Genomic DNA, 23,728 nt, shown 5'->3' with positions numbered 1-23,728 from the left:
CAATATGAACATAGTTTTATAATAACCTTATTTTAAATAACTTAAAAAACAAAACTAAGGACTGACCTTAGTTTTAAATGTACAGTTTTTTAAGTTCTTTACAGAAATATAATTTCAAGTTAACAATATTTATTAACCCTAGTTCTTACCATTCTTCAGTGATTCTTAATACCGCAGAAACTACAGAATTATTACCAATAGCTCCTATAACAAGGGTAACAGGCTCTTCGCCAGGAAATTCAAATTTAAGCAAACTTGCTGTTGCTAAATCTCTTGCAGTACCTTGTATACCTGCCGCTACCCCTTGATATATCACTTGACCGCCAGTTATTGTTGTTGCGCTATTATTAACTAAAAGTGCAGTTTCACTATCAGGAATAGCTGTATTAGTTGTCGGAAAATTTGTAAAAGAACCATTGAGAGTACCTCCTACTACTATTTTATAATAAATATCTGACCCCGTTACAATATCTAGACCTTCAAGTTTTAAACTCACAGAATTAGGTCGATTAGATCCAACTGGGAAAATTGTTTTTCTTTTAAAAGATAGTACTGGAAGCCCACCTGAACCAACAGTCACATCTCTACGGTCTGAGGTTATTCTAAATTCAGGTCTAAATTTTCCTATAATGTTATACTGCCTACCCCCAACAAGAATACTCCTATCCCCTGTCGTTAACCCATTATTCTCAATTTCAACACCTATAGGTAAATTAGGATCTGTAAAGCTTGTTTCAGCAATGGGCTTATATCTATGTACTGAAACTACCTTTTGTGCCATTGTTATATGATCCTGTAGTACCACATCAAATTGAATAACCCCGTAACCATACCAAGTAAAGGTTATCTGAAATATGTTACCATGTGATAGATTTAATGTTTCTCCACTCGAACCAGAACCATCCAAACGATCAATATTCCAATCATTTTGTTGAATTATAGTATCTATACCCGCGCGGCGAATACCTACAAAAACCCCATTAGCATTCTGTCCGAAGTATGCACCATTTTTATCATCGAACAAACCCCATCTAAATATTTGATTATGTGTTGGAGCATTAGGTACCCTAACTCCTATACCTACTTGACCTGCAAAACCAGGCATGTATCTACCACGCTCAACGCTCTCAAGTTTTGCACTGTCTAACTCTCCTGTAGTCGTACTTACTTGATATTCGAAAGTTGTATTACTTACTGTCCCAAAACCAGTGGTTGTTACATTATCACGTAAGCTAGAGAGTCCATATACAGATTTTAATTCAATAATAGGAGTTCTCTCAGCTATTCTTAGCTCATTCAATTGTGAACTGACATTAGGCCCTATATTTGTTATAGTTGAATTAGTTTCATTATTTGAAGGTGTAACAATCTTGTAAACATTTAAATTTGAAGTCTCATACTTTTCATTATTATTGAGTTTTTTAAAATTATCTATATTTTCACTAAAATCCACAAATACACCCCACCTTTCGAAAGTTTAACTCCATATAATATATTAGTTTAAATTCTGCAATATTAACTTTTGTTAATATGAGACTATATTTGTTCCATATGATATTAATACACATTTTTTATTTAAAGTTTTAACTATCGAGTAGGAGGTAGATAATTATTTTATCTACCGACCTCTCACACCACCAAGCATACCGTTCGGTACTTGGCGGTTCATTAGGATCTAATGTATTAACTGATAGCGCTTACTAATACTTTTATAACCTAGCTTTTCTAGGCGAGTATTGGTAAGCGTTCTTTGTAGAATTGGGCTTTTGGATATTCTCCAATAACCTTTTCTTGTGTTTGCATATTCCCAAGATTTTTGTTTATCAACACCCAACTTCTTTAGGTTTATAAACTTCGTTTTAATCTTTTTCCATTGTTTCCATATACATGCCCTCAATCGTCGTCTTATCCATTCTTCAAGACTTCTAATTCTTGCCTTCGCTTTCGCGATACTGAAATAGTTAATCCAACCGACTGTGATTTCATTTAGTCTTTTAAGGCGATACTCCATACTTATACCTTTATTACGATTCGTTATTTCTCGAATCTTCTCCTTAAATCTCCTATATGATTTTTCATGTATTCTTACTTGGACTCCATTTCTATTGAAGTAAAATGAAAACCCTAGAAATTTTCTTCTAGTTACTAAGTCTACCTTGCTCTTTTCTCTGTTGACTTTTAGCTTTAGCTTTCCTTCTAGCAATCTTGTCATACTCTCCATGACCCTAATTCCTGCCTTTTTGCTTTTAACATAGATATTACAATCATCCGCGAAGCGGCAGAATCTGTGTCCTCGACCTTCTAATTCTTTATCTATTTCATCAAGCATTATATTTGAAAGTAGTGGACTAAGGGGTCCACCTTGAGGTGTGCCTTCTTCGCTACTTACTTTTAAACCTTCTATCATAATGCCACTCTCTAGATATTTCCTTATTAGTCTAATGACTCTCTTATCTTTGATTCTTCTTGATAGGCGTTCCATAAGTATGTCATGATTAACTTTATCGAAAAACTTCTCCAAGTCCATATCTACGACCCAACGATTCCCTTCGTTAATGTATTCTTTTGCCTTTGAGATAGCCATATGTGCATGTCGCTTAGGTCGGAATCCATAGCTACGCTCTGAGAAGGTTGGTTCGTAGATTTTGTTAAGCTCTTGTGCTATCGCCTGTTGTATCATTCGGTCTAGCACCGTAGGTATCCCTAGTAATCTTGTTCCTCCATCAGGTTTCGGTATTTCTACTCTCCTAACGGGGGAGGGAATATACTTTCCTTCTAGTAACCTTGTCTTTATATTCAGCCAATGATTGACGACAAATCCACGAAGTTCATCGTATCTCATGCCGTCAACACCATGACTTCCTTTATTGGCAATTACTCGTTTCATAGCCATTAACATATTATCTCTGGCTAGAATTCTATCGAGTAGGTCACTAGTATCAACTAATCTATCGTTTTCTCTTTCTCTCTTTGAGTTTCCAAGGACATCACTCGGCGCCCTTGATTACCTCGAAGTTCCACTTCTACTTGCTCAAGGCGACCTAAATATTTAGTTGTCTGCTTTCTCTGTGATTGTTCTAAGTCTTTCAAAGTTGAAAACCTCCTAACGTTCAGTCCTTCACTTAAAGGTTCATGACCCTTTAGCTAATATGACCTCTGCTGACTTCTCATGATAAATCTTGTTTCAACCATGTTTCGAATTTCATCTTCACATGTCCATGAGACCTCCCCAGGTAAGAGCGTGCACTTTCACACCATGTAACCGCCACATTTACTCTTCAAGTTTCGGGTAGTTATTGGACTTTGGTTTGTTGCGCAACCTCATCCACTCGAATGAGCCTCGAATGTGATTCGTGTACCTCGGTTCGGTGCTTTGCCTCCAGCTTCCTTCAGATTCCACCTCACGATGGACACCCTTGCTCTTGGCTAACGGTTGGCACTACCAGCCCCCGTACTGGACTTTCACCAGCAAGTTCACGCCCATGCTGGGCGCACGCATAAAAAAAGCACTAATATATTAATATTAATGCTTTTTAGCTTACTCTTAGTTAATGAGTTTCAATATTATTTACTTGATTCTTATTTTTAATCATTTCTCTTAATTTAGTCATTGCTGAATTCAACCCACCTACCTCATCTATTAATCCATGGTCTACAGCTGACTTACCAATAAGTATTGTCCCTACATCATTAGCTAGCTCATCAGTTGCATTCATAAGCTCGCTAACTTTTTCTCTATTAATATTTGATGTTCTTGCGATGAAATCAATTATTCTATCCTGCATTTTACTAAAATATCTGAAAGTCTGTGGAACTCCTATTACTAGGCCATTCATTCTTATTGGATGAATTGTCATTGTAGCTGATGGTGCAATAAATGAATAGTCTGCTGCTGTTGCTAATGGTACTCCAATACTATGACTACCACCTAGCACTAAACTAACCTTTGGTTTAGATAAGCTATTAATCAGTTCCGCTAAAGCTAATCCAGCCTCAACATCACCACCGACTGTATTTAGGATTACCAGCATACCTTCAACTTCAGGATTATCCTCAACAGCAACTAATTGAGGAATAATATGCTCATATTTTGTTGATTTGTTTTGTGGCGGAGAAACCATGTGTCCTTCAATATGCCCTATAATAGTAAGTGTGTGAATATTTTGTTTTTGATCTGGTATATTATTAATTCCCAGAGCATTTATGTTTTGTAGATTTTCATTATTGCTTTCGTTTATTTGAGGGCTTGGCTGCTCATTAATTATAATTTTATCCATTTTATATCACCTCATTAGTCTTATGTTAAGTTACTCTTAATATTGTTTACTATTTATTTTACAACTATTCTAGAATTTATATAGGTTAAAAAGAATGTCTTCTTTTATTTTCATCCTCTAATTCAATAATAATCATATCATTACCGATTTTTTTTACTGCTTCCCATGGAATTTCTAATGAGGAATCATTAGAAAAAAAGCTTAAAATTCCTTTTTTATCTGGAATTAACAAGGAAATAATTCTTCCAGTTCTTTCGTCAATTAATAAATCAGACTCAGCTATAATACCAAGTCTACTTCCATCACAAAGATTTACTATTTCTTTACCTCCAATAGTGCTAAAAAGCATAATTATCACCTCTAATTTTTTATTTCTTATATTATATATATTGATAGTTTGTCTATATTATTCGCTTATTATATTACTTTCATATTTTTGACAAAAAATCCCTCACCAAATTCGGTGAAGGATTGTTATTTAGATGTGTTTTTTTATATTTTCCGTCTCCTGACTTTGGAACATCATTCATAAGAAAAAGTGCTGTAATCGTCTGTCTATAGAAGTTTCAGCACTTTTTATTGTTGTTTTACGTTCACTACATCTTTTTAATTATATTGGGGATTTCATTACTTAGCAGAACATTCTTTTCAATCTTAAATATGTCTTTGTTTATTTTACTATTAAGTAATTTGTCTGACATTATATATAATTTGTCTACTTTGTAATCAATTTCATCTATTATAAATCCTTCTAGTCCATTGATTATTTCATAGGTAGATAATTCAACTTTATTCACTGCTAACTTATACTCTAATATTCTTTGCATTACTAAGGCTAAATAACAAATTAAAAAATGCGACCTAATTCTTCGTTCTTTAAAGTGATATACTGGTCTTGTTTTTAAATTTGTTTTTAATATTCTAAAGGATTCTTCAATTTTATATAGAGATTTATAAGCTACCATTATATCTGCTGGGTTCATATCCACTTTATTTGTAACAATGTAAAAATATCCGAAATTTTCTTGCTCTTGTTTAATTATTTCCTCATCAATTTCAATGTTTATTTTTTCTTTAGGGTTTTCTACTGCTTTATAATACTTGCTTTTGGATTTAGTTGTTGAATTGATTGTAAAATCCTTTATATTCTTTTTAGCTCTTTCAATCATTTTCTCTTGTTTAAACATCTCACGTTCTTTGTAGACATCTGAATATTTTTTTATGATTAATTCGTCATAGGTTTCATCATTCTGACTCACCTTTCTTTTACTGGTTATATATCCGCTTTTGTATTTAGCTTCTGCATTAGAAGTTATGTTCCAAGATGAATTAAATTTCTTCTCTTTTAAATCTTTAGGAACTGCACTGCCCTTAGAACCTACAATGTAACTAAGCCCTTTACCTCGAATCATCTCTAAGTTAGCCCTTGAATTTAAGCCCCTATCAGCCACTATTATGATTTCTTTTATGGTGTAATTATTTAATATATCGTCAATGACTTCTTCCATGGTATGTAATTCATGTTTGTTGCCTTTAAAAAGCCTATAAGAAATAGGTATCCCATTGGTGTCTATTAGTAAGCCCATAACAACTTGTGTTTCATTTCTTTTATTATCCTTACTCATACACCTCTTTCTCTAAATCCGTCTTCATCAAAAGACTCAAAGTAATAGGTTGTACAGTCATAAAATGCTAATGACATATTTCTATCTGGAATAATCTTTCCTATATGATCATTTAAATGTTTGAAAAGTTTATTTTCATTCATTTCAAAATTTTTATCATAGGTAGCTATATTTTGTTCCAATTCATCAGAAGTGTTTTTAATGTTATATTCTAATATTTTTTTAGCCTCTGAATCAACGGTATCTAAGAGGATTTCCATGTTTTTTATGAGCTGAACTCCATCTGTTAGTGCTTTAGATTTATGTTTATTAAATCCAGAAAAAACATCTAGGGAAGAATAAATGTTATCGCTATTCACAAAACTGAAATCATATAGGAAATCATCTTTTCTAGAAGCCACTTCAAGCTTGCTTGAAGGATTAAATAATCTACCAAGTACCTGATAGAACATTAAGTTACTAAAGGAATAATCTAGTTTAGAATCTTTCACCATTTTAGTAAAAAGTTAGGTAATTTCAATTGGTTAAAGATTTTTAGGTATGGAAGATAACCTAAGTTTTTATGATTAAGAGAAAGCTTATCTTTTGACAATGATTCAATGAAATCTTCAAAGTTTTCAAATCCTTGAGAAGCTTCATCCAGTCTAATCATTTCTTTTAGATCTGCTTCAGCTTGAGCAAGAGCTTCCTTACCTGATTTAGAATCTAAATCATGAGTACCAAAACCTTTAATCTGAATTTTTTTTGATTTCTTAGTTTTGGGATCTCTAATCCCCTTAGCGATTGATATAAAATATTTACCATTTGGTCTTTTAGATTTACTAATATACATGCTACACCTCCACAAAAACCCTCTAACTATATTATACATCATATTCTACACCACGACAAGTCGTGAGTGTTAATAAATAAAAAAATAATGAGAAATGTTAAAAATTAGACATTTACTCATTATTTGTTATTAATTTATGTTCTGAAGTCAGGTTATATTACTTTCATATTTTTTACAAAAAATCCCTCACCAAATTCGGTGAAGGATTGTTATTTAGATGTGTTTTTTTATATTTTCCGTCTTATCCTCTTTACTGATCATGGCTGTAGTCATTTTATTAAAGTCAATAACCTGCTCTATAGTATACTTAATATCTTTAATAGTTACACTGTCTATTAATTCTATAACTTCCTTAGGACTATTAATTTTACCTAATAAAAGCTCAGCTTTTCCTATAGAAGACATTCTGCTACTAGTACTCTCTAGTCCAATAATGTAGTTACCCTTAAGTTGCTCTTTAGTTTTAGCTAAATCTTCTTCACTAATGCCATTATTCTTAATATCAGTTAGCTCCTTAAATATCAGTGAGCATACTTCGTCTAAATTTCCTGGATTCATCCCAGCATATATTGCCAGTAGTCCTGCGTCTGCGTAAGAAGATGGATAAGAATAAATAGAGTATACTAATCCATGCTCTTCTCTAACTTTTTGGAACAACCTAGAACTCATACTTCCACCTATTACGTTATTTAAAATATATAGAGGATATAAATTGTTTGATTTTAGAGATTTCCCTGGAAAACCTAAGCAAAAATGCGTCTGCTCTATATCTTTTTGTTTAAAAACATGCTCAAAATTATACAATATTTTATCATTAGGTTGCTCAATGTTGTGATTTTGATGCCATTTTCCAAATTTAGAATCAATAGCTTTCAAAAGACTCTCTTCATCAAAATTTCCTGCTACCGAAATTACTGAATTATTAGCAACATAATTAGCATTTGTATATCCTAACATTACATCCCTATTTATTTTGTTCAAACTTTCTTCAGTTCCTAAAATCGGATAACCTAAAGTACTATTTTTTAATAAAGTCTTTGCCAATAATTCATGTACTAAGTCCTCTGGAGAATCGTCATACATACTTATTTCTTCAAAAATTACACTTCTCTCTTTCTTAATTTCTTGACTATCGAACTTTGAGTTAAATAGCATGTCAGATAAAATATCTACAGCTAAATCTAAATGTGAGTCCAATAACTTCATATAATAGCAGGTATACTCCTTACTAGTGAAGGCATTAATCTGTCCCCCAACCCCATCCACTTGCTCTGCTATTTCTTTAGCAGTTCTATTTGATGTTCCTTTAAACAACATATGTTCAATAAAGTGTGCTATCCCATTATTATTTAAATTTTCATTTTTACTTCCTGTCTTAATCCATATACCTAAAGTAATCGATTTAACATAGGGTATATTTTCAGTAATAATTCTTAATCCATTATTTAATTTATGACGTTTATACATTTGTTCCTCCTGAATTTTATGTATAGTTTCTACATATATATTATATACTATTTTAATACATCACTAACTCTACCTATTTCTAAGCCTTTATTCCTAAATTCATCTATTAATACGGGTAAAGCCTTAGCTGTTGCTGGCATAGGATGCATTAATACTATTGCCCCTTTATGATTTTCTTTATTTAAAACCCTATCAACAATTACCTCTTTTGTACTACCCTGTCTCCAGTCTATAGTATCTATAGTCCATAAAATTGTTTTATACTCCAATTTACTAGCTGCATTTAAAGTATTCTCATTATATGAACCTGAAGGTGGTGCAAATAGAGTTGGTTTTTCACCAGTTATTTTCTGAATTTCTTCTTCAGCTTTTTTTATTTGTTCTAAGTTTTTATCTAATGATAGTTTACCGTAATCTAAATGTTGATAACCATGACTTCCAATTTCATGGCCTTCATCGACAATAAGTTGAAAAATATCCGGAAACTCTTTTACCCATCTTCCTGTTACAAAAAATGTAATTTTTACATTTTTATCTTTAAGTGTTTGAAGCATTTCAGGAATTACTTCGTTACCCCAATCAACATTACATGTAAAAGCAATATAATTACTATCCACACTACCCTGTTGAATTGGCTTATTAGTTACATTGTAAGTATTAAAAACTCCTTTGCTATTATTATTCATAAATATAATAGCAAATATCCCTACTAAAATTGTTACAAAAACAGCTACTGCAATAACAGCGTGCTTCTTCTTAATTAGAAATATCACATTTATTCCTCCCATACAAACAAATATCTTATATATATAATATTCTGATACTTGCTCCATATTCGAGTTAAAGATAAATTTAAGAAGAATGTTTGAAATTAAAAAACATAAACCCTAGGGTTTATGTAAGTTCTAATTATTAGTTAAAATGATATGATTACCCGAGAGTATTTTCACTCTCGAGAAATCTCTCATCCCATATACTTAATTTATTTTTCTGGTTTAACTTCTGGTTTTGGCTCAGGTTTTGGTAATAAAGCTTTACGAGATAGACTAATCTTACCTTGAGGGTCAATTTCGATAATTTTTACTTCTAATTCTTGACCTGTAGCTAATACATCTTCTACCTTGTTTACTCTTTCATGTGCTAGATTTGATATATGCACTAACCCCTCTTTACCAGGCATTATCTCAACAAATGCACCAAAATTCATAATTTTAATTACTTTACCCTTATATACCTCACCAATTTCAGGCTCTTTTATAATCTGTTCTATAGCTCTTACTGCTTTTTGACCTGCTTCCATAGAGTCTGCTGCTATAAAAATAGTACCATCATTTTCTATATCAATTTTAACTCCAGATTCTTCAATAATTTTGTTAATTGTTTTTCCACCAGTTCCTATTACTTCCCTAATTTTATCTGGGTTAATTTTCATCTTTAACACTCTAGGGGCATAAGGTGATAGCTCAGACCTTGGAGCATCAATTGCTTCCTTCATTTTACCTAAAATATGAAGTCTACCTACTCTAGCCTGCTCTAATGCTTCTTGAAGAATTTTTCTATCAATTCCTGCAATTTTAATGTCCATTTGAATAGCAGTAATTCCTTTATCTGTACCTGCTACTTTAAAGTCCATGTCTCCTAAAGCATCTTCCATTCCTAGTATATCTGATAAAATGGCTACATCATCATTTTCTTTAACTAGACCCATAGCAATACCAGCTACCATGCTTTTAATTGGTACACCTGCATCAAGTAAAGCTAAAGTACTACCACATACACTGGCCTGAGATGAAGACCCATTAGAAGCTAAAACCTCAGATACAAGTCTAATTGCATAAGGGAAATCTTCTACACTTGGTATCATTGGCTCTAAAGCTCTTTCGGCTAAGGCACCATGACCAATTTCTCTTCTTCCTGGACTTCTTAAAAACCTTGCTTCACCTGTGCTATAAGGCGGGAAGTTATAGTGATGCATATATCTTTTTGTTTCTTCTTCACCTAGTCCATCTATTTTTTGTACATCTCCTAAAGCTCCTAGAGTTGCAACAGTTAACGCTTGAGTTTGACCCCTAGTGAATAGCCCTGTTCCATGAGTTCTAGGAAGTACTCCAACTTCACATGAAATAGGTCTAATTTCTTCTAAAGATCTATCATCTGGTCTAACTCTTTCTTTTAGTATCATAGTTCTTAACTGTTTTTTAACAAGAGAAGCAAACACTTCTTTAACCTGCTTAATTCTATCCTCAAATTGCTCACTGAAGAATTCTACTGTCTCTTCCTTAACTCTGTCAAGGTTCTCATTTCTTTCTGTTTTATCAAAAGTTTTTATCGCATCTAAAATTTTAGCCGTAGCAAATTCCTTGACTGCTTCTTCTATATCCTCATCAATTTTTGCAAGCTTTAATTCCTGCTTAGGTTTACCTACTTCAGCTACAATTTCTTCTATAAAAGCAACTATTTTTTTGATTTCTTCATGACCAAACATAATTGCCTCTAACATTTGTTCCTCAGATACTTCATTACTACCTGCCTCTATCATCATTACTGCATCTTTAGTTCCAGATAGCATTAAATCTAATTCAGTTACTTCTCTTTGTGCACTAGTCGGATTAATAATAAATTCTCCATTAATTAACCCTACATTTACTGAAGCTGTAGGACCTTGGAAAGGGATATCAGAAATTGAAAGAGCGATTGAAGATCCAATCATAGCAACTACATCTGGCGTACAATCTTGATCTACTGATAATACTGTCGCTATAACTTGTACATCATTTCTATATCCTTTTGGGAATAGAGGACGTATCGGTCTATCAATAAGTCTTGAGGTTAATATTGCACTCTCAGATGGTCTTCCCTCTCTTTTTATAAAGCCCCCTGGTATTTTTCCAACTGCATATAATTTTTCTTCATAATCAACGCTTAAAGGGAAAAAGTCAATCCCTTCCTTTGGTTCTTTAGAAGAGTTAGCATTTACTAATACTACAGTTTCTCCGTATGTAACTAAACAAGATCCATTTGAAAGTTGTGCTAATTTACCGGTTTCTACTGTAAATTGTCTACCTGCCAACTCTGTTTTAAAAACTTTATGCATTGTTGTTTCCTCCTTTCATCAATTAGTATATATTTTACTAACTTACATATTAGTCTTAGTAAAAATTTAATAATTAATTCTCAAAAATTCTATGTAATTAAAGAATAGAGCGGGAATCCCCGCTCATATTTTATGTTTATTTTCTTAGTCCTAATTTTCCTATTAAATCTCTGTATCTTTCGATATCTTTGTTTTTGATATAGTTAAGAAGACTTCTTCTTTGTCCAACCATTTTTAATAGACCTCTTCTTGAATGATGATCTTTTTTATGAGTTTGTAAGTGGTCATTTAGTTGGTTAATTCTCTCTGTTAATATGGCAATTTGTACTTCTGGAGAACCAGTATCAGTATCATGTACCTTATAAGTATCGATAATTGTTTGTTTTGCATTCTTTTCCATATATTTCACCTCCTCTTCTTATAATCCCCTCATTCCAAGTAACCGTCGGTGACTCAAATTACTGAGAATAGGTTCCAACCTATACAATTCTAGCATACTTAATTATGTTTGTAAATGTTTTTTATAACAGTTATATCCTTTTGAATTTGATCTATTAATTCTTGCTCATTATTGAACTTTGTTTGGTTTCTTACTTTTTTAGTAAATATAATTTCTATATTTTTATCATATGCTATTTCAGAAAAATCTAAAATAAAGGTTTCAACAGTAATATCTTGGTTTCCGAAGGTCGGCTTACTACTTATAGATGTTGCACCAATATACCTTTTTCCTTCGAAAACAACTTCTGTTGCATAAACACCTAGTTGAGGAATTAATTGCCCTGGATTAATTGATATATTAGCTGTTGGAAATCCAAGTTTTCTTCCTCTTCCTTCCCCATGTACAACCTGACCAGCCAAAGTAAATGGTCTGCCCAAAAATTCATTAGCCTGCTCAATCTCTCCGTTTACAATTAAAGCTCTTATCTTAGTGCTACTTACCTTTATACCATCTATTTCAACAGGTTCAACTACAATTACTTTAAACGAATATTCTTTCCCTAATTCCTTAAGTAATTCCGTATCCCCAAGACCCTTACTACCAAACCTATAATCAAAACCTACCACTACAACCTTGCATTTTAATTTTTTTACTAGTATTTCAACAACGAATTCCTCAGGGCTTTGATTCATAAAAGCCTCATTAAATTCATCTAAAAACAATATGTCTAAGCCGTGGAATTCAAAAATTCGTTCCTTCATATGCAAATTTGTTATTTGCATAGGAGATGCGTTAGTTTTTGTAATAATACTCAATGGATGATTTAAAAACGTATATACACATGATTCTAAATTATTTTCTGCACATTCATGGAGTAGAGTCGTAATTAAACTTTGATGACCAATATGTATACCATCAAAATTTCCGAGGGCAACTCCTCTATTTATTTGATTATTCAAGTCTTCATATTTATTAACTACTATCATAAATAAACCCCTTTTTAGATCAATAGCCGATTAAATTTTATATATGTGTTATTGTTGTCACTTTTTATATTTGCTAATCCAATAAATTGTTCCTTTAAATAAACTGTGACTAGGGTGTTTATAGGTAATTCAGGTGAATTCATAAAATACCTTGAATCAATTTTATTTCCATTTAATACTAATGTTCTTTGAGACTCATGTATCTCTACCTTAGGTAAATTCACTAAAGGATAATCTGCTGGCTTAAGTAATTCTTCTACATTGTCATGTTCCTGGAGTTCCTCTATAGTGATTGCATCCTCAATGTTAAAAACACCAGACTTCGTCCGAATTAGAAATGACATTATGCCACCACACCCTAGCTTAAATCCAATATCATGACATAAGGTTCTAATATATGTCCCTTTTGAGCAAACAACATCAAATAAAACCTTATTACCTTTTATATAGATAATATCAATACTGTATATATATACTTTTCTTGATTTTCTTTCTAGTTCGATGCCTTCTCTAGCATAATCATATAGCTTTTTCCCGTTAACCTTTAAAGCAGAATACATTGGAGGTAGCTGTTCATACTCTCCAACAAAACTAAGGACTGCTTCCTTTATGTCATTCGCACTACAGTTAACAGGCTTTTTCTCGAGAATAGTTCCGTACATATCTTGTGTATCAGTAGTGATACCTAGACATAACTCACCACGATATGCCTTCGTATCCTCAAGAAGATAATTTGACACCTTTGTTGCCTGACCTATACAAATAGGCAATACCCCTGCAGCATTAGGGTCTAATGTTCCTGTATGCCCTACCTTCTTTATTCTAGTTTTCCTTCTTACAGAATAAACAACATCATGGGAGGACATTCCAGGTGGTTTAAGTATATTTATAATGCCGTCCAAATTATCACCAGCCTACATAAGTGGATAGCTTTTCCTCTAGATTTCTCTTAGCCTCTTCTAGGGTATTGAATACAGTTGCCCCTGAAGCCTTCTTGTGACCGCCGCCACCAAATTCTAAAGCAAGCTTACTTACATCCACATCATTTTTAGATCTAAAGCCTAATTTAACTTTATTTCTTCCTATTTCTTTTAGTAAAACTGCTACCTCTACGCCTTTAATATCTCTAGCATAGTTAATTACACCTTCAACTTCGTCCTCGGACACTTCATATTCTTCTAATAAAGTTAAAGGTATTGGAATTATAACTACTTTACCCTCATAGGAGGTCTCTAATTTATTTAAAACATGCCCTAAAAATTTAACACTTTTAAGAGACTTGCTTTGATATAAATGATATGAAATTTGCTGGATGTCCACTCCTGTTTTAAGTAATTTTGATACAATTTTATGGGTTTTAGCAGAAGTATTATCATAAACAAAATTTCCAGTATCTGTAGCAATGCCAGTATACAAACAAGTAGAAATATCCAGATCATCTATAAAAAAGCAATCCTTAATTAGCTTATATACTACTTCGCATGCAGACGAAGCTTTATTATCAATAATGTTCATATGACCAAACATTGTATTACTTACATGATGATCAATATTTATTATTGATTTGCTTTGACGTAATAATTTTTTACTATAACCAAGTCTATCTTCATCGCCACAGTCTAAAACAAAGCAATAATCATACCTTTTATCACTATTTTCATCATATAAAACCACTGTTTCAATTTCAGGCAAAAATTTATATCTCTCAGGTATAACATCATTTACAAAAATATCAACGTATCCGCAAATCTTTTTTAACGAAATACCTAAAGCCATCAAAGAACCTAGACTATCACCATCTGGATTTATATGAGATATAACAGCAACCTTATCACTGTGTTTTAGCGAAAGAATTGGATTTTTTTTATTCATCTCCGCCATCCTTCTCAACTTCTTGATCACTATTATTAACTTTTAATTTATCTATTAGAGCAAACATATCAACGCTTTTTTCAATAGACTCATCTAGTTTAAATAATATTTCTGGTATATATCTTATTTTTATTCTCTTTCCTATTTCCCTTCTTATGAAACCACTAGATTTTTTTAAAGCTTCCATAGTGTCCTCTTTTTCTTTTTGCTTTCCTAGAACACTAACAAAAACTGTAGCATATCTTAAATCCCTAGTAACATCAACCTCTGTAATTGTTGTCATCATTGCAACCCTAGGGTCCTTCAATTCATTTCTAACAACATGGCTAATATATTTTTTCATTTCTTCATTTAATCGATTTACTCTTGGGTATGCCACATTCCTCAATCCTTTCTTATCTCTCTATTTCTTGCATCTTATAGGCTTCTATAATATCTCCTTCTTTAATATTATTAAAGTTGTAAATACCAATACCGCATTCATAACCAGTAGCAACTTCTTTTGCATCATCTTTAAATCTTTTTAAAGAACTAATAGTTCCATCTGTTATTACTATTCCATCTCTTACTAGTCTAACATTTGCATTTCTAAGGATTTTACCTTCAGTTACATAACAACCAGCAATTACTGATCCGTTAGGAAGCTTGAATGTAGCTCTAACTTGGGCTTTTCCTAGCTCTACCTCTTTAAACTCAGGATCTAGCATACCTTTCATTGCGGCCTCTAAATCCTCTAGAGCATTATAAATTATCTTATATAAACGAATATCCACTTCTTCTTTATCTGCTAATGATGAAGCTCCTGATGACGGTCTAACATTGAATCCAATAATAATTGCATTAGATGCGGATGCTAACATAACGTCTGTCTCAGTAATAGCTCCAACTCCACCATGAATAGATTTAACTACAACCTTATCATTTGAAAGCTTTCCTAAAGACTGTCTAACAGCCTCAACAGAACCCTGTACATCGGCCTTAACAATTACATTCAATTCCTTAATTTGACCTTCTTGTACTTGACTAAATAATGCGTCTAAAGATATTTTTTGACTAGATTTTAATTGTTGCTCTTTTATTTTATTAATTCTATTAGTAGCAATTTCCCTAGCCTTTTTATCATCCGCTACAGCAATTAATTGATCCCCTGCTAAAGGTACATCTGATAATCCAGTTATTTCTACAGCTGTCGAAGGTCCTGCTTGTTTAAGGTTTTTACCCTTACTATTCACCATTGCCCTTACACGTCCATGGGATGTTCCTATTACTACAGAATCTCCAATCTTTAAGGTTCCATTTTGTACGATTACTGTAGCTACAGAACCTTTTCCTTTATCTAATTGTGCTTCTACAACGGTTCCTACAGCTTTTCTATTTGGATTTGCTCTAAAGTTTTCCATTTCAGCTACTAAAAGAATCATCTCTAATAGGGTATCTATATTTGTCCCTTTTAATGCAGAAACAGGAACACTAACAACATCGCCACCCCATTCTTCGATTAATATTCCATTGTCAGCTAATTCTTGTTTTACTCTATCAGGATTTGCTCCCTCTTTATCCATCTTGTTAATAGCTACTATTATAGGTACTTCCGCTGCCTTTGCATGGTTAATAGCTTCAATTGTTTGAGGCATAACACCGTCATCCGCAGCAACAACAAGTATTGCAATATCAGTAACTTTTGCACCCCTAGCTCTCATTGCAGTAAAAGCCTCATGACCAGGAGTATCTAAAAATACAATTTTTTTGCCATTAATTTCTACTTCAGATGCACCTATATGCTGAGTAATTCCACCAGCCTCTTTTTCCGTAACTTTAGTTTTACGGATTGCATCTAGAAGTGAAGTTTTACCATGGTCAACGTGACCCATTACTGTTACAACAGGAGGTCTAAACTTAAGATCCTCTTCTTTATCTATTGGAATAATAAAGTCAACTTCCTCTTCCTCTTTAGCCTCAACTTCATTTTTAATTACTTCGATTCCAAGTTCATTTGCAATTTTTTCTGCAGACTCAAAATCTATTTCTTGATTTATTGTAGCCATTACTCCCATATGTATAAGCTTGGAAATAACCTCATTTACACTTTTCTTAATAGCTACAGCAAAATCTTTAACAACAATTCTTTCTCCAATTTCAATTATTGGCATATCTTCAATATATAATTCTTTTTCATTTTCATGTGATTTATTAATAGTCTTATCCTCATTTTTCTTTTTATTTTTGGGCTTTTTAGAATTATTATTTTTATTTTTTTCTATCTCAATTTCTTCTTCTACATCTTCTCCATTATCTTGTACTGGTGGTTGTTTTTCTTCTTCTATAAGTTGTTTTATTAACTCAACCTCTTCTTCCTCTAATGCACTCATATGATTAGAAACATTAATAGCTAAATCCTCTAGCTTACTAATAAGTTCTTTATTTGTTAAACCTAAATCTTTTGCCAATTGATAAACTCTTACTTTTGACAAACGAACACCCCCTAATTAATTTTCTTGGTCAATACAGTCAATAATTTTGGTGGCAAAATTACGATCTTTAAGAACAATAACTGCTCTCGGCATTTTTCCAATTATGTGACCCAGTTCTTCCTTTGTCCCATAGAATCTAATCGGAACATTATAAAAAGCAGTTTTATCCTTAAAAACCTTTTGTGTATTTTCTGAAGCATCTTTAGCAACTATAACTAAATATGCTTTTCTTTTTTGGATCTCTTTTTTACACAAATCTTCTCCAGAAATAAGGTTTCCTGATTTCATTGCAAATCCAATATAACCAGCTAAAACACTATTCAATATTCTCGAACTCCTTTGATAGCCTTTCGTAAACATCCTTAGGAACTTCACATTGAAAAGCACGATTAAAGGCCTTTGATTTATATGCCTTTTCAAAACAGCTTTTTTCATTACATATATAAGCGCCACGACCGTGAGCTTTACCTTTAAAATCTATATCAATATCGCCAAGATTGTTTTTAACAACCCTAATTAACTGTTTCTTTGGAAACATTTCGTTACAGCCAAGACATTTTCTCAGCGGTATTTTTTTTGTTTTTATCATATACTCACCCCATTATTAACTCTTACTTGAAACCTGACTTTCAGACTTAATGTCAATTTTCCAACCAGTTAATTTAGCAGCAAGTCTCGCATTTTGTCCTTCTTTCCCAATTGCTAATGATAACTGATAATCGGGTACTATTACTTTAGCAGTTTTTTCTTCCTCATTAACAGTTGTTGAAACAACTTTTGCAGGACTTAATGAACTAGTTATAAAAACTTCCGGGTCATCACTATATTTAATAATATCAATTTTTTCACCTTTAAGTTCTTCAACTATTGTTGCAACCCTAGCGCCTTTCGGCCCTACACAAGCACCTACAGGATCAACATTAGCATCATTTGATTTTACAGCAATTTTGGTTCTAGATCCTGCTTCCCTTGAAATACTTTTAATTTCTACAACACCGTCATGTATTTCTGGAACTTCAAGTTCAAATAATCTTTTAATTAATCCTGGATGAGTTCTGGATAACTGAATTTGAGGTCCTTTTGTAGTTTTCTTTACTTCAACAATATAACATTTTATTCTATCTCCATGATTATACTGTTCATTTGGAATTTGCTCTCCTGGAGGTAGTACTGCCTCTGTTTTCCCTAGGCTTATATATACACTTCCCTTTGCTACTCTAGCAACGCTTCCAGTAATAATATCTGATTCTCTATTAATAAATTCACCAAATACTACATCTCTTTCAGCCTCTCTAATTCTTTGAACAACTACTTGTTTAGCAGTTTGAGCAGCAATACGGCCAAAGTTTCTTGGCGTAACTTCATTTTCTACTACATCCTCTAATTCATATTTAGCATTTATTTTCTTTGCATCAGCTAAACTTATTTCCAACAGGTCGTTTTCTACTTCCTCCACAACTCTTTTCTGGGAGTATACATGGACTTCACCAGTATCTCTATTAATAGAGACCCTTACATTTTGTGCTGTGCCGAAATTTCTTTTATAGCTCGATATTAAAGCCGCCTCTAAAGCATCTATTAATATATCCTTAGATACTCCCTTATCCTTTTGTATCTGTTCTAACGCTTCAATAAAATCGGAATTCATTCCCTTAAAACCCCCTAAAATTTAATTGCTAGTCTAGTTAGCGCAATTTTTTCTAATGGAATTTCTAATATACTTTCATTCTCTAATCGTACTTTTACTACTGAGTCTTTAAGTTCTATTAGTTCTCCCTCAATCAACTTTTTATTATCCATAGGCTCGTAAAGCTTAATTTCTACTTCTCTGCCTGCAAACTTTACATAATCTTCCGATCTTTTCAACGGTCTATCTAAACCTGGGGATGAAACCTCTAGAAAATAGTTTTCTTCAATTGGATCTGTCTCATCTAACTTTTCACTTAATTGTTCACTTACCTTTTGACAGTCATCTAGACTTATTCCCTCTGGTTTGTCTATGTAAACACGTAAATACTTATGAGGACCTTCTTTCTTAAATTCAACGTCTACCAAATCGAAATTCTCCTTTTCGACTATTGGTATCACTAGTTCCTCAACTATACTTTCCACTCTATTTTTTCCCATTTTATACCTCCTATATTAAGTTGTAGTGTTTAATTTTTATTTTTATTTTTTATTTGATTATATATTGTATATTTTGTAATTTATTATTAATTTATTCTTTAATATACAGTACCTCAAATTTGCCCATATATAACAAGTAAAGAGTGGGCCAATTTCCCCACTCTATAAACACTTAAATATATCTTGTTAAACCTAGTATAACATAAACAAATTATTCCTGCAAGTTAAAAGAATGATAGTTGGTTAGTTTCTGGCAAATCTTGTAAACATCCGTGGTTTATTAGCTTTTCGATTACTGTTTTAGACGTTTTTGTCCTTTGTCTAAAATTCTCAACGGATAAAAAGTTTCCTTCTTCCCTAGCCTTTACAATATTTTTGGCTGCGTTTTGACCAACGCCCTGTAAGGATTTTAGCGGCGGTAGTAATTTACCATCCTGAATTAAAAACTTATCAGAGTCAGACTTATATAAGTCTAGTGGTAGTAGTCCTATCCCCCTGCAATACATTTCCAAAACTACCTCTAGAATAGTTTGTAAGTTTTTTTCCTTTGTTGTTGCTTCCATTCCCTTTTTTTCCACTTCTACTATTGCATTTTTTACTGCATCCTTACCTTTAATTATTAGCTCTACATCGAAGTCCTCAGCCTTTGTAGTAAAGTAGGTTGCGTAAAATGCCTCAGGATAGTGAACCTTATAGTAAGCTATTCTAAAGGACATCATAACATATGCAACTGCATGGGCTTTAGGGAACATATATTTAATCTTATTACAGGAATCAATGTACCACTGAGGTACATTATGCTCCCTCATTAAATTCTCGTCCTCTTCCTTAAGGCCCTTACCCTTTCTTACATTCTCCATTATTTTAAAGGAATGCTTAGCGGGTAATCCCATAAGTATTAGATAATTCATTATGTCATCCCTAGTAGAGATAACATCTTTTAATTGAGCCACATCTCCCCTAACTAAATCCTGAGCATTATTTAGCCAAACATCTGTCCCATGGGACAATCCACTAATACGTACAAGTTCTGCAAAGGTAGTTGGTTTAGTATCCATTAGCATCTGTCTAACAAACTTAGTACCAAATTCGGGTATTCCCAAGGTTCCTGTTTCATAATCGAATTCTTCCCTAGTTAATCCTAAGGCATCTATGCCCGTAAATAGACTCATAGTTTCCTTATCATCTAAAGGTACTTTGGTTGCATCTGTTTTTGTTATGTCCTCAATCATCCTTATTATAGTAGGAACGTCGTGTCCTAGTATATCAAGCTTAAGTAGCCTTCCACTAATTGCATGATAATCAAAATGAGTAGTTATAACTCCAGACTTACTATCATTAGCAGGATATTGAATAGGACAGAATTCATGAATATCCTTATTTGCAGGTACAATCATTACCCCACCTGGATGTTGTCCTGAGGTTCTTTTAACACCGGTACATCCTTTAGATAATCTATTTATCTCTGCATTAGTTAGATATTTATTGTTTTCGTCAAGATATTTCTTAACGAATCCATAGGCAGTTTTGTCTGCAATTGTACCTATAGTACCTGCTCTATATACTTTACCTTTTCCGAATAACTCCTCCGTATACCTATGGGCTTCACTTTGATATTCTCCGGCAAAATTTAAGTCTATATCAGGTTCCTTATCCCCCTCAAAGCCTAAAAACACTTCGAAAGGTATATCGTGCCCCTCTTTTGTGAGCTCATTATTACAGCTAGGGCATTTTGCATCTGGTAGGTCTGCCCCTGAACCGTAGGATCCATCTGTAAAAAATTGTGAATACTTACACTCTGAACAAATATAATGGGGTGGTAATGGATTTACCTCTGTAATATCACTCATTGTAGCTGCAAAGGAAGAACCAACAGAACCCCTAGAGCCAACTAAATACCCATCTTCCATTGATTTCGTAACAAGTTTTTGAGCAATTATATACATAACTGCATAACCATTGGATATTATTGAGTTTAGCTCCCTATCAAGTCTAGCCTTTACTATCTCTGGTAAGGTTTCACCATAAATATTGTGAGCCTTATTATAGCATAGCCTTCTAAGTTCCTCATCTGAACCTTCAATAATTGGTGGGAATGTACCATCAGGTATTGGTAGCAGACCTTCTATTTGCTCACTTATTAAATTTGGATTTTTTATTACAACCTCATATGCCTTATCTTTACCTAAATAACTAAATTCCCTTAGCATTTCATCTGTAGTTTTGAAGTATAGGGGTGGCTGATCATCTACATCATCAAAACCTTGCCCAGCCATTAGTATTTTTCTGAAAGCCCCATCCCGTGGGTTTAAAAAGTGTACATCCCCTGTTGCCACAACTGGCTTTGAGAACTTATATCCAAGTTTTAATATTTCTTCATTAATTTTTTTAATATCTTCTATACTACTAACTACATTTTTACTAACTAAAAACTCATTATTAGATAAAGGTTGTATCTCTAAATAATCGTAGTATTTTACAAGTCTTTCTATATCCTCCTCAGATTTAGTAGTTAAAAAGGCTTGAAAAACTTCTCCAGACTCACAGGCAGAACCTACAATTAATCCTTCTCTATGTTTGTTAAGCAAGCTCTTAGGTATTCTAGGCTTTTTATAAAAATAGGTTATATGCGATTCTGAAACTAGCTTATATAGGTTCCTTAATCCAATTTCATTTTTAGCTAATAGAATTATATGATTTGACCTAAGTTTAGTATAGTCAATATTTTTATCAAATAAACTGTTTACATCATTTAAGTCATTAATACCTTTTTCCTTCATCATGTCTATAAACTTAATAAATATTTCTGCCGTTGCCTTCGCATCATTAACGGCTCTATGGTGATTCTCTAAATTAATTCCTAATTCCTTTGCTACTACATCTAACTTATGCTTCTTTAAATGACTTAGTAAAACCCTAGATAATTTAAGGGTGTCTAGTATAGGATTATCAAATTTAAATCCACCTTTATTACAGCTCTCCCTAATAAAGCCTACATCAAATTCTGCATTATGTGCAACTACACAACTATCTTTAATAAAATCTAGAAACCCTGGCAAAGCCTCATTTATTGTTGGTGCATCTTTAACCATTTCATTAGTAATACCTGTAATTTTAGTAATTTGTTCGGGTATTAAAGTTTCAGGATTTACAAAAGTAGAGTATGTATCAACTACTGCTCCAGCTCTTACCTTAACTGCACCTATTTCAGTGATTTTATTATGTTTATTGGATAGCCCAGTAGTCTCTATATCAAATACTACAAATTCATCATCTAAGTAATAGTCCTTACTTACATGAGTAGCTTTAGAGGTATCATCAACAATATAACCTTCTATCCCATAAATTACTTTTATTTTATATTTATCCGCTGCTTCCATTGCCTCAGGGAAGGCCTGTACAACACCATGGTCTGTAATTGCAATAGCCTTATGTCCCCACTGAGCTGCCTGCTTTATTAGCTCTGTTGTCATGGATATTCCATCCATAGCGGACATTTGGGTGTGTAGATGAAGCTCTACTCTTTTTTCCTCTGCCTCATCTAAACGCACTATTCTAGGAATATTAACTATGTCCGAGGCCATTAAAATATTTTCTTTAATAAATTTGTCAAATACAACATTACCTCTAATTCTTAGCTGTTGGCCCTTAAAAAACGCTTCATCAAGACTAATGTCTTTATTGTTTGGTTGAAATATCTTAGCAACAATTGAATTTGTATAATCTGTAACAGATAAAGTATATAGCATTTTCCCACTGTTAAGTAATTTAGTCTCTATATCAAAAACTTCTCCTTCAATTATTACTGTTCCGGAGTCATTATAAATATTCTCTATGTTTATAGGTTCACCATTGAAGTCTTTCCCTAAGATTGCGTTACTCTTGCCATTACTACTAGACTTTTGAGTGTTCTTCTTTGGGGTCACCTCAAGCTCTTTAATTTCCTTTTTAACTTGCTCTAAATATTTTATCTCTTCAATATTTTTCTCTTCTTCATAGCTTAGATGTGCATTATCTATGATTTCTAAATCTAACAAACAGTTAAGTTTGTAATTAAATCGTGAGGTAAAGAAGGATTCGATTCTTTCATTAATATTTCTTTCTTTGGCCTTTTCATAAATAAGTTGTTCTTTAAAAATTATATTAAAGTCATTATCCTTTGCTTTCCATTCTATTTGATTTATTGCGGACTTTGTAAAAGGTAATAACTTATTAAAAATGTATTCTACGCTATCCCAATTAGATTTAATAAGTTCCTCTAAATTAGAAAAAGCTATTGAATATTTAATATCTAATTCAACAAAATTAAGACCCAAGGTCTCCTTAAGCTGTTTTCGAATTAAGCTTAAAGTTTTTTCAGAAAGAACTTGCTCTGAAACTAAGTGAATTTGGATCTTTTTATCTTTTTTATGAAATTTTACTTGATTTATTTTACATTTGTTTAGTGGTAAATCATAGTTCAAACCAAATTGCTCTATAAATGAACTAAAGCAAATAGAGCTTGTAGATTGCACAGGAAGGCCCCCCTTTCCTTA

At 32.7% G+C, this 23,728-nt stretch carries 22 protein-coding genes; all 22 read right to left on the bottom strand.

Features of this window, described 5'->3' with window-relative positions; translation table 11 throughout:
• Window positions 1-145: 145 nt before the first annotated feature.
• Entirely contained in the window at window positions 146-1,453 is a 1,308-nt protein-coding gene (locus HZR23_RS11770; protein ID WP_132849763.1) for a hypothetical protein, read from the bottom strand.
• 222 nt (window positions 1,454-1,675) lie between these two features.
• Window positions 1,676-2,893 (bottom strand): group II intron reverse transcriptase/maturase, encoded by a 1,218-nt coding sequence (gene ltrA, locus HZR23_RS11765; RefSeq protein ID WP_330615932.1) that lies wholly within the window; start codon window positions 2,891-2,893, stop codon window positions 1,676-1,678.
• Window positions 2,894-2,943: 50 nt separating this feature from the next.
• A complete protein-coding gene (locus tag HZR23_RS17820; protein WP_330615931.1) occupies window positions 2,944-3,090 on the bottom strand; it encodes a hypothetical protein in 147 nt (48 codons plus the stop codon).
• A gap of 458 nt (window positions 3,091-3,548) precedes the next feature.
• A complete protein-coding gene (locus tag HZR23_RS11760) occupies window positions 3,549-4,277 on the bottom strand; it encodes a ClpP family protease (protein ID WP_132849915.1) in 729 nt (242 codons plus the stop codon).
• Window positions 4,278-4,362: 85 nt separating this feature from the next.
• Window positions 4,363-4,626 carry a YlmC/YmxH family sporulation protein gene (locus tag HZR23_RS11755; protein WP_132849914.1) on the bottom strand — a complete coding sequence of 88 codons (264 nt, stop codon included), beginning with the start codon at window positions 4,624-4,626 and terminating at the stop codon, window positions 4,363-4,365.
• Between the two features lie 247 nt (window positions 4,627-4,873).
• Window positions 4,874-5,902, bottom strand: a complete 1,029-nt coding sequence (locus HZR23_RS17180) for an IS1634 family transposase (RefSeq protein WP_249536681.1) — start codon at window positions 5,900-5,902, stop codon at window positions 4,874-4,876.
• Window positions 5,899-6,396 carry a hypothetical protein gene (locus HZR23_RS17175; RefSeq protein ID WP_249536680.1) on the bottom strand — a complete coding sequence of 166 codons (498 nt, stop codon included), beginning with the start codon at window positions 6,394-6,396 and terminating at the stop codon, window positions 5,899-5,901. Before HZR23_RS17175 ends, HZR23_RS17180 begins: the two co-directional genes overlap by 4 nt.
• Window positions 6,390-6,734, bottom strand: coding sequence for a hypothetical protein (locus tag HZR23_RS17170; protein ID WP_249536664.1), 345 nt, complete (start codon window positions 6,732-6,734; stop codon window positions 6,390-6,392). The genes HZR23_RS17175 and HZR23_RS17170 overlap by 7 nt, the downstream gene beginning before the upstream one ends.
• Before the next feature lie 213 nt (window positions 6,735-6,947).
• On the bottom strand, window positions 6,948-8,201 hold the full coding sequence (locus HZR23_RS11745; protein ID WP_132847652.1) for a M16 family metallopeptidase: 1,254 nt from the start codon (window positions 8,199-8,201) through the stop codon (window positions 6,948-6,950).
• A 47-nt stretch (window positions 8,202-8,248) separates the two neighbouring features.
• Window positions 8,249-8,974, bottom strand: coding sequence for a polysaccharide deacetylase family protein (locus tag HZR23_RS11740; RefSeq protein WP_243098162.1), 726 nt, complete (start codon window positions 8,972-8,974; stop codon window positions 8,249-8,251).
• A 209-nt stretch (window positions 8,975-9,183) separates the two neighbouring features.
• Window positions 9,184-11,295: a polyribonucleotide nucleotidyltransferase gene (locus HZR23_RS11735; protein WP_132847650.1), complete on the bottom strand. Its 2,112-nt coding sequence runs from the start codon at window positions 11,293-11,295 to the stop codon at window positions 9,184-9,186.
• Window positions 11,296-11,431: 136 nt separating this feature from the next.
• On the bottom strand, window positions 11,432-11,695 hold the full coding sequence (gene rpsO, locus HZR23_RS11730) for a 30S ribosomal protein S15 (protein ID WP_132847649.1): 264 nt from the start codon (window positions 11,693-11,695) through the stop codon (window positions 11,432-11,434).
• A gap of 98 nt (window positions 11,696-11,793) precedes the next feature.
• Complete coding sequence (locus HZR23_RS11725; RefSeq protein WP_132847648.1) at window positions 11,794-12,723, bottom strand: bifunctional riboflavin kinase/FAD synthetase; 930 nt, start codon at window positions 12,721-12,723, stop codon at window positions 11,794-11,796.
• A 14-nt stretch (window positions 12,724-12,737) separates the two neighbouring features.
• Window positions 12,738-13,625, bottom strand: a complete 888-nt coding sequence (gene truB, locus HZR23_RS11720) for a tRNA pseudouridine(55) synthase TruB (protein ID WP_132847647.1) — start codon at window positions 13,623-13,625, stop codon at window positions 12,738-12,740.
• Window positions 13,626-13,629: 4 nt separating this feature from the next.
• Window positions 13,630-14,595, bottom strand: coding sequence for a DHH family phosphoesterase (locus HZR23_RS11715; protein ID WP_165913614.1), 966 nt, complete (start codon window positions 14,593-14,595; stop codon window positions 13,630-13,632).
• Window positions 14,588-14,974 (bottom strand): 30S ribosome-binding factor RbfA, encoded by a 387-nt coding sequence (rbfA, locus tag HZR23_RS11710; protein ID WP_132847645.1) that lies wholly within the window; start codon window positions 14,972-14,974, stop codon window positions 14,588-14,590. Before rbfA ends, HZR23_RS11715 begins: the two co-directional genes overlap by 8 nt.
• 16 nt (window positions 14,975-14,990) lie before the next feature.
• Window positions 14,991-17,066, bottom strand: a complete 2,076-nt coding sequence (gene infB, locus HZR23_RS11705; protein WP_132847644.1) for a translation initiation factor IF-2 — start codon at window positions 17,064-17,066, stop codon at window positions 14,991-14,993.
• 15 nt (window positions 17,067-17,081) lie between these two features.
• Window positions 17,082-17,390, bottom strand: a complete 309-nt coding sequence (locus HZR23_RS11700; protein WP_243098161.1) for a L7Ae/L30e/S12e/Gadd45 family ribosomal protein — start codon at window positions 17,388-17,390, stop codon at window positions 17,082-17,084.
• On the bottom strand, window positions 17,383-17,655 hold the full coding sequence (gene rnpM / locus HZR23_RS11695) for an RNase P modulator RnpM (protein WP_132847642.1): 273 nt from the start codon (window positions 17,653-17,655) through the stop codon (window positions 17,383-17,385). The genes HZR23_RS11700 and rnpM overlap by 8 nt, the downstream gene beginning before the upstream one ends.
• Before the next feature lie 15 nt (window positions 17,656-17,670).
• Entirely contained in the window at window positions 17,671-18,714 is a 1,044-nt protein-coding gene (nusA, locus tag HZR23_RS11690) for a transcription termination factor NusA (RefSeq protein WP_132847641.1), read from the bottom strand.
• A 14-nt stretch (window positions 18,715-18,728) separates the two neighbouring features.
• Entirely contained in the window at window positions 18,729-19,193 is a 465-nt protein-coding gene (rimP, locus tag HZR23_RS11685) for a ribosome maturation factor RimP (protein ID WP_132847640.1), read from the bottom strand.
• A gap of 224 nt (window positions 19,194-19,417) precedes the next feature.
• Window positions 19,418-23,707, bottom strand: coding sequence for a PolC-type DNA polymerase III (locus HZR23_RS11680; RefSeq protein WP_243098160.1), 4,290 nt, complete (start codon window positions 23,705-23,707; stop codon window positions 19,418-19,420).
• Window positions 23,708-23,728 lie beyond the last annotated feature (21 nt).

Origin of the sequence: Serpentinicella alkaliphila (assembly GCF_018141405.1) — a bacterium.
GTDB lineage: Bacteria > Bacillota > Clostridia > Peptostreptococcales > Natronincolaceae > Serpentinicella > Serpentinicella alkaliphila.
Note: the sequence above shows the minus strand (reverse complement) of the source record. Positions and strands in the feature narration are given on the sequence as shown.

Excerpts from the sequence above, each read along its gene's own strand:
- ltrA (WP_330615932.1), bottom strand. The coding sequence starts at position 2,893 with ATGGCTATGAAACGAGTAATTGCCAATAAAGGAAGTCATGGTGTTGAC.
- HZR23_RS11760 (WP_132849915.1), bottom strand. The coding sequence starts at position 4,277 with ATGGATAAAATTATAATTAATGAGCAGCCAAGCCCTCAAATAAACGAA.
- HZR23_RS11755 (WP_132849914.1), bottom strand. The coding sequence starts at position 4,626 with ATGCTTTTTAGCACTATTGGAGGTAAAGAAATAGTAAATCTTTGTGAT.
- HZR23_RS17180 (WP_249536681.1), bottom strand. The coding sequence starts at position 5,902 with ATGAGTAAGGATAATAAAAGAAATGAAACACAAGTTGTTATGGGCTTA.
- HZR23_RS17175 (WP_249536680.1), bottom strand. The coding sequence starts at position 6,396 with ATGGTGAAAGATTCTAAACTAGATTATTCCTTTAGTAACTTAATGTTC.
- HZR23_RS17170 (WP_249536664.1), bottom strand. The coding sequence starts at position 6,734 with ATGTATATTAGTAAATCTAAAAGACCAAATGGTAAATATTTTATATCA.
- HZR23_RS11745 (WP_132847652.1), bottom strand. The coding sequence starts at position 8,201 with ATGTATAAACGTCATAAATTAAATAATGGATTAAGAATTATTACTGAA.
- HZR23_RS11735 (WP_132847650.1), bottom strand. The coding sequence starts at position 11,295 with ATGCATAAAGTTTTTAAAACAGAGTTGGCAGGTAGACAATTTACAGTA.
- rpsO (WP_132847649.1), bottom strand. The coding sequence starts at position 11,695 with ATGGAAAAGAATGCAAAACAAACAATTATCGATACTTATAAGGTACAT.
- HZR23_RS11725 (WP_132847648.1), bottom strand. The coding sequence starts at position 12,723 with ATGATAGTAGTTAATAAATATGAAGACTTGAATAATCAAATAAATAGA.
- HZR23_RS11715 (WP_165913614.1), bottom strand. The coding sequence starts at position 14,595 with ATGAATAAAAAAAATCCAATTCTTTCGCTAAAACACAGTGATAAGGTT.
- rnpM (WP_132847642.1), bottom strand. The coding sequence starts at position 17,655 with ATGATAAAAACAAAAAAAATACCGCTGAGAAAATGTCTTGGCTGTAAC.
- nusA (WP_132847641.1), bottom strand. The coding sequence starts at position 18,714 with ATGAATTCCGATTTTATTGAAGCGTTAGAACAGATACAAAAGGATAAG.
- rimP (WP_132847640.1), bottom strand. The coding sequence starts at position 19,193 with ATGGGAAAAAATAGAGTGGAAAGTATAGTTGAGGAACTAGTGATACCA.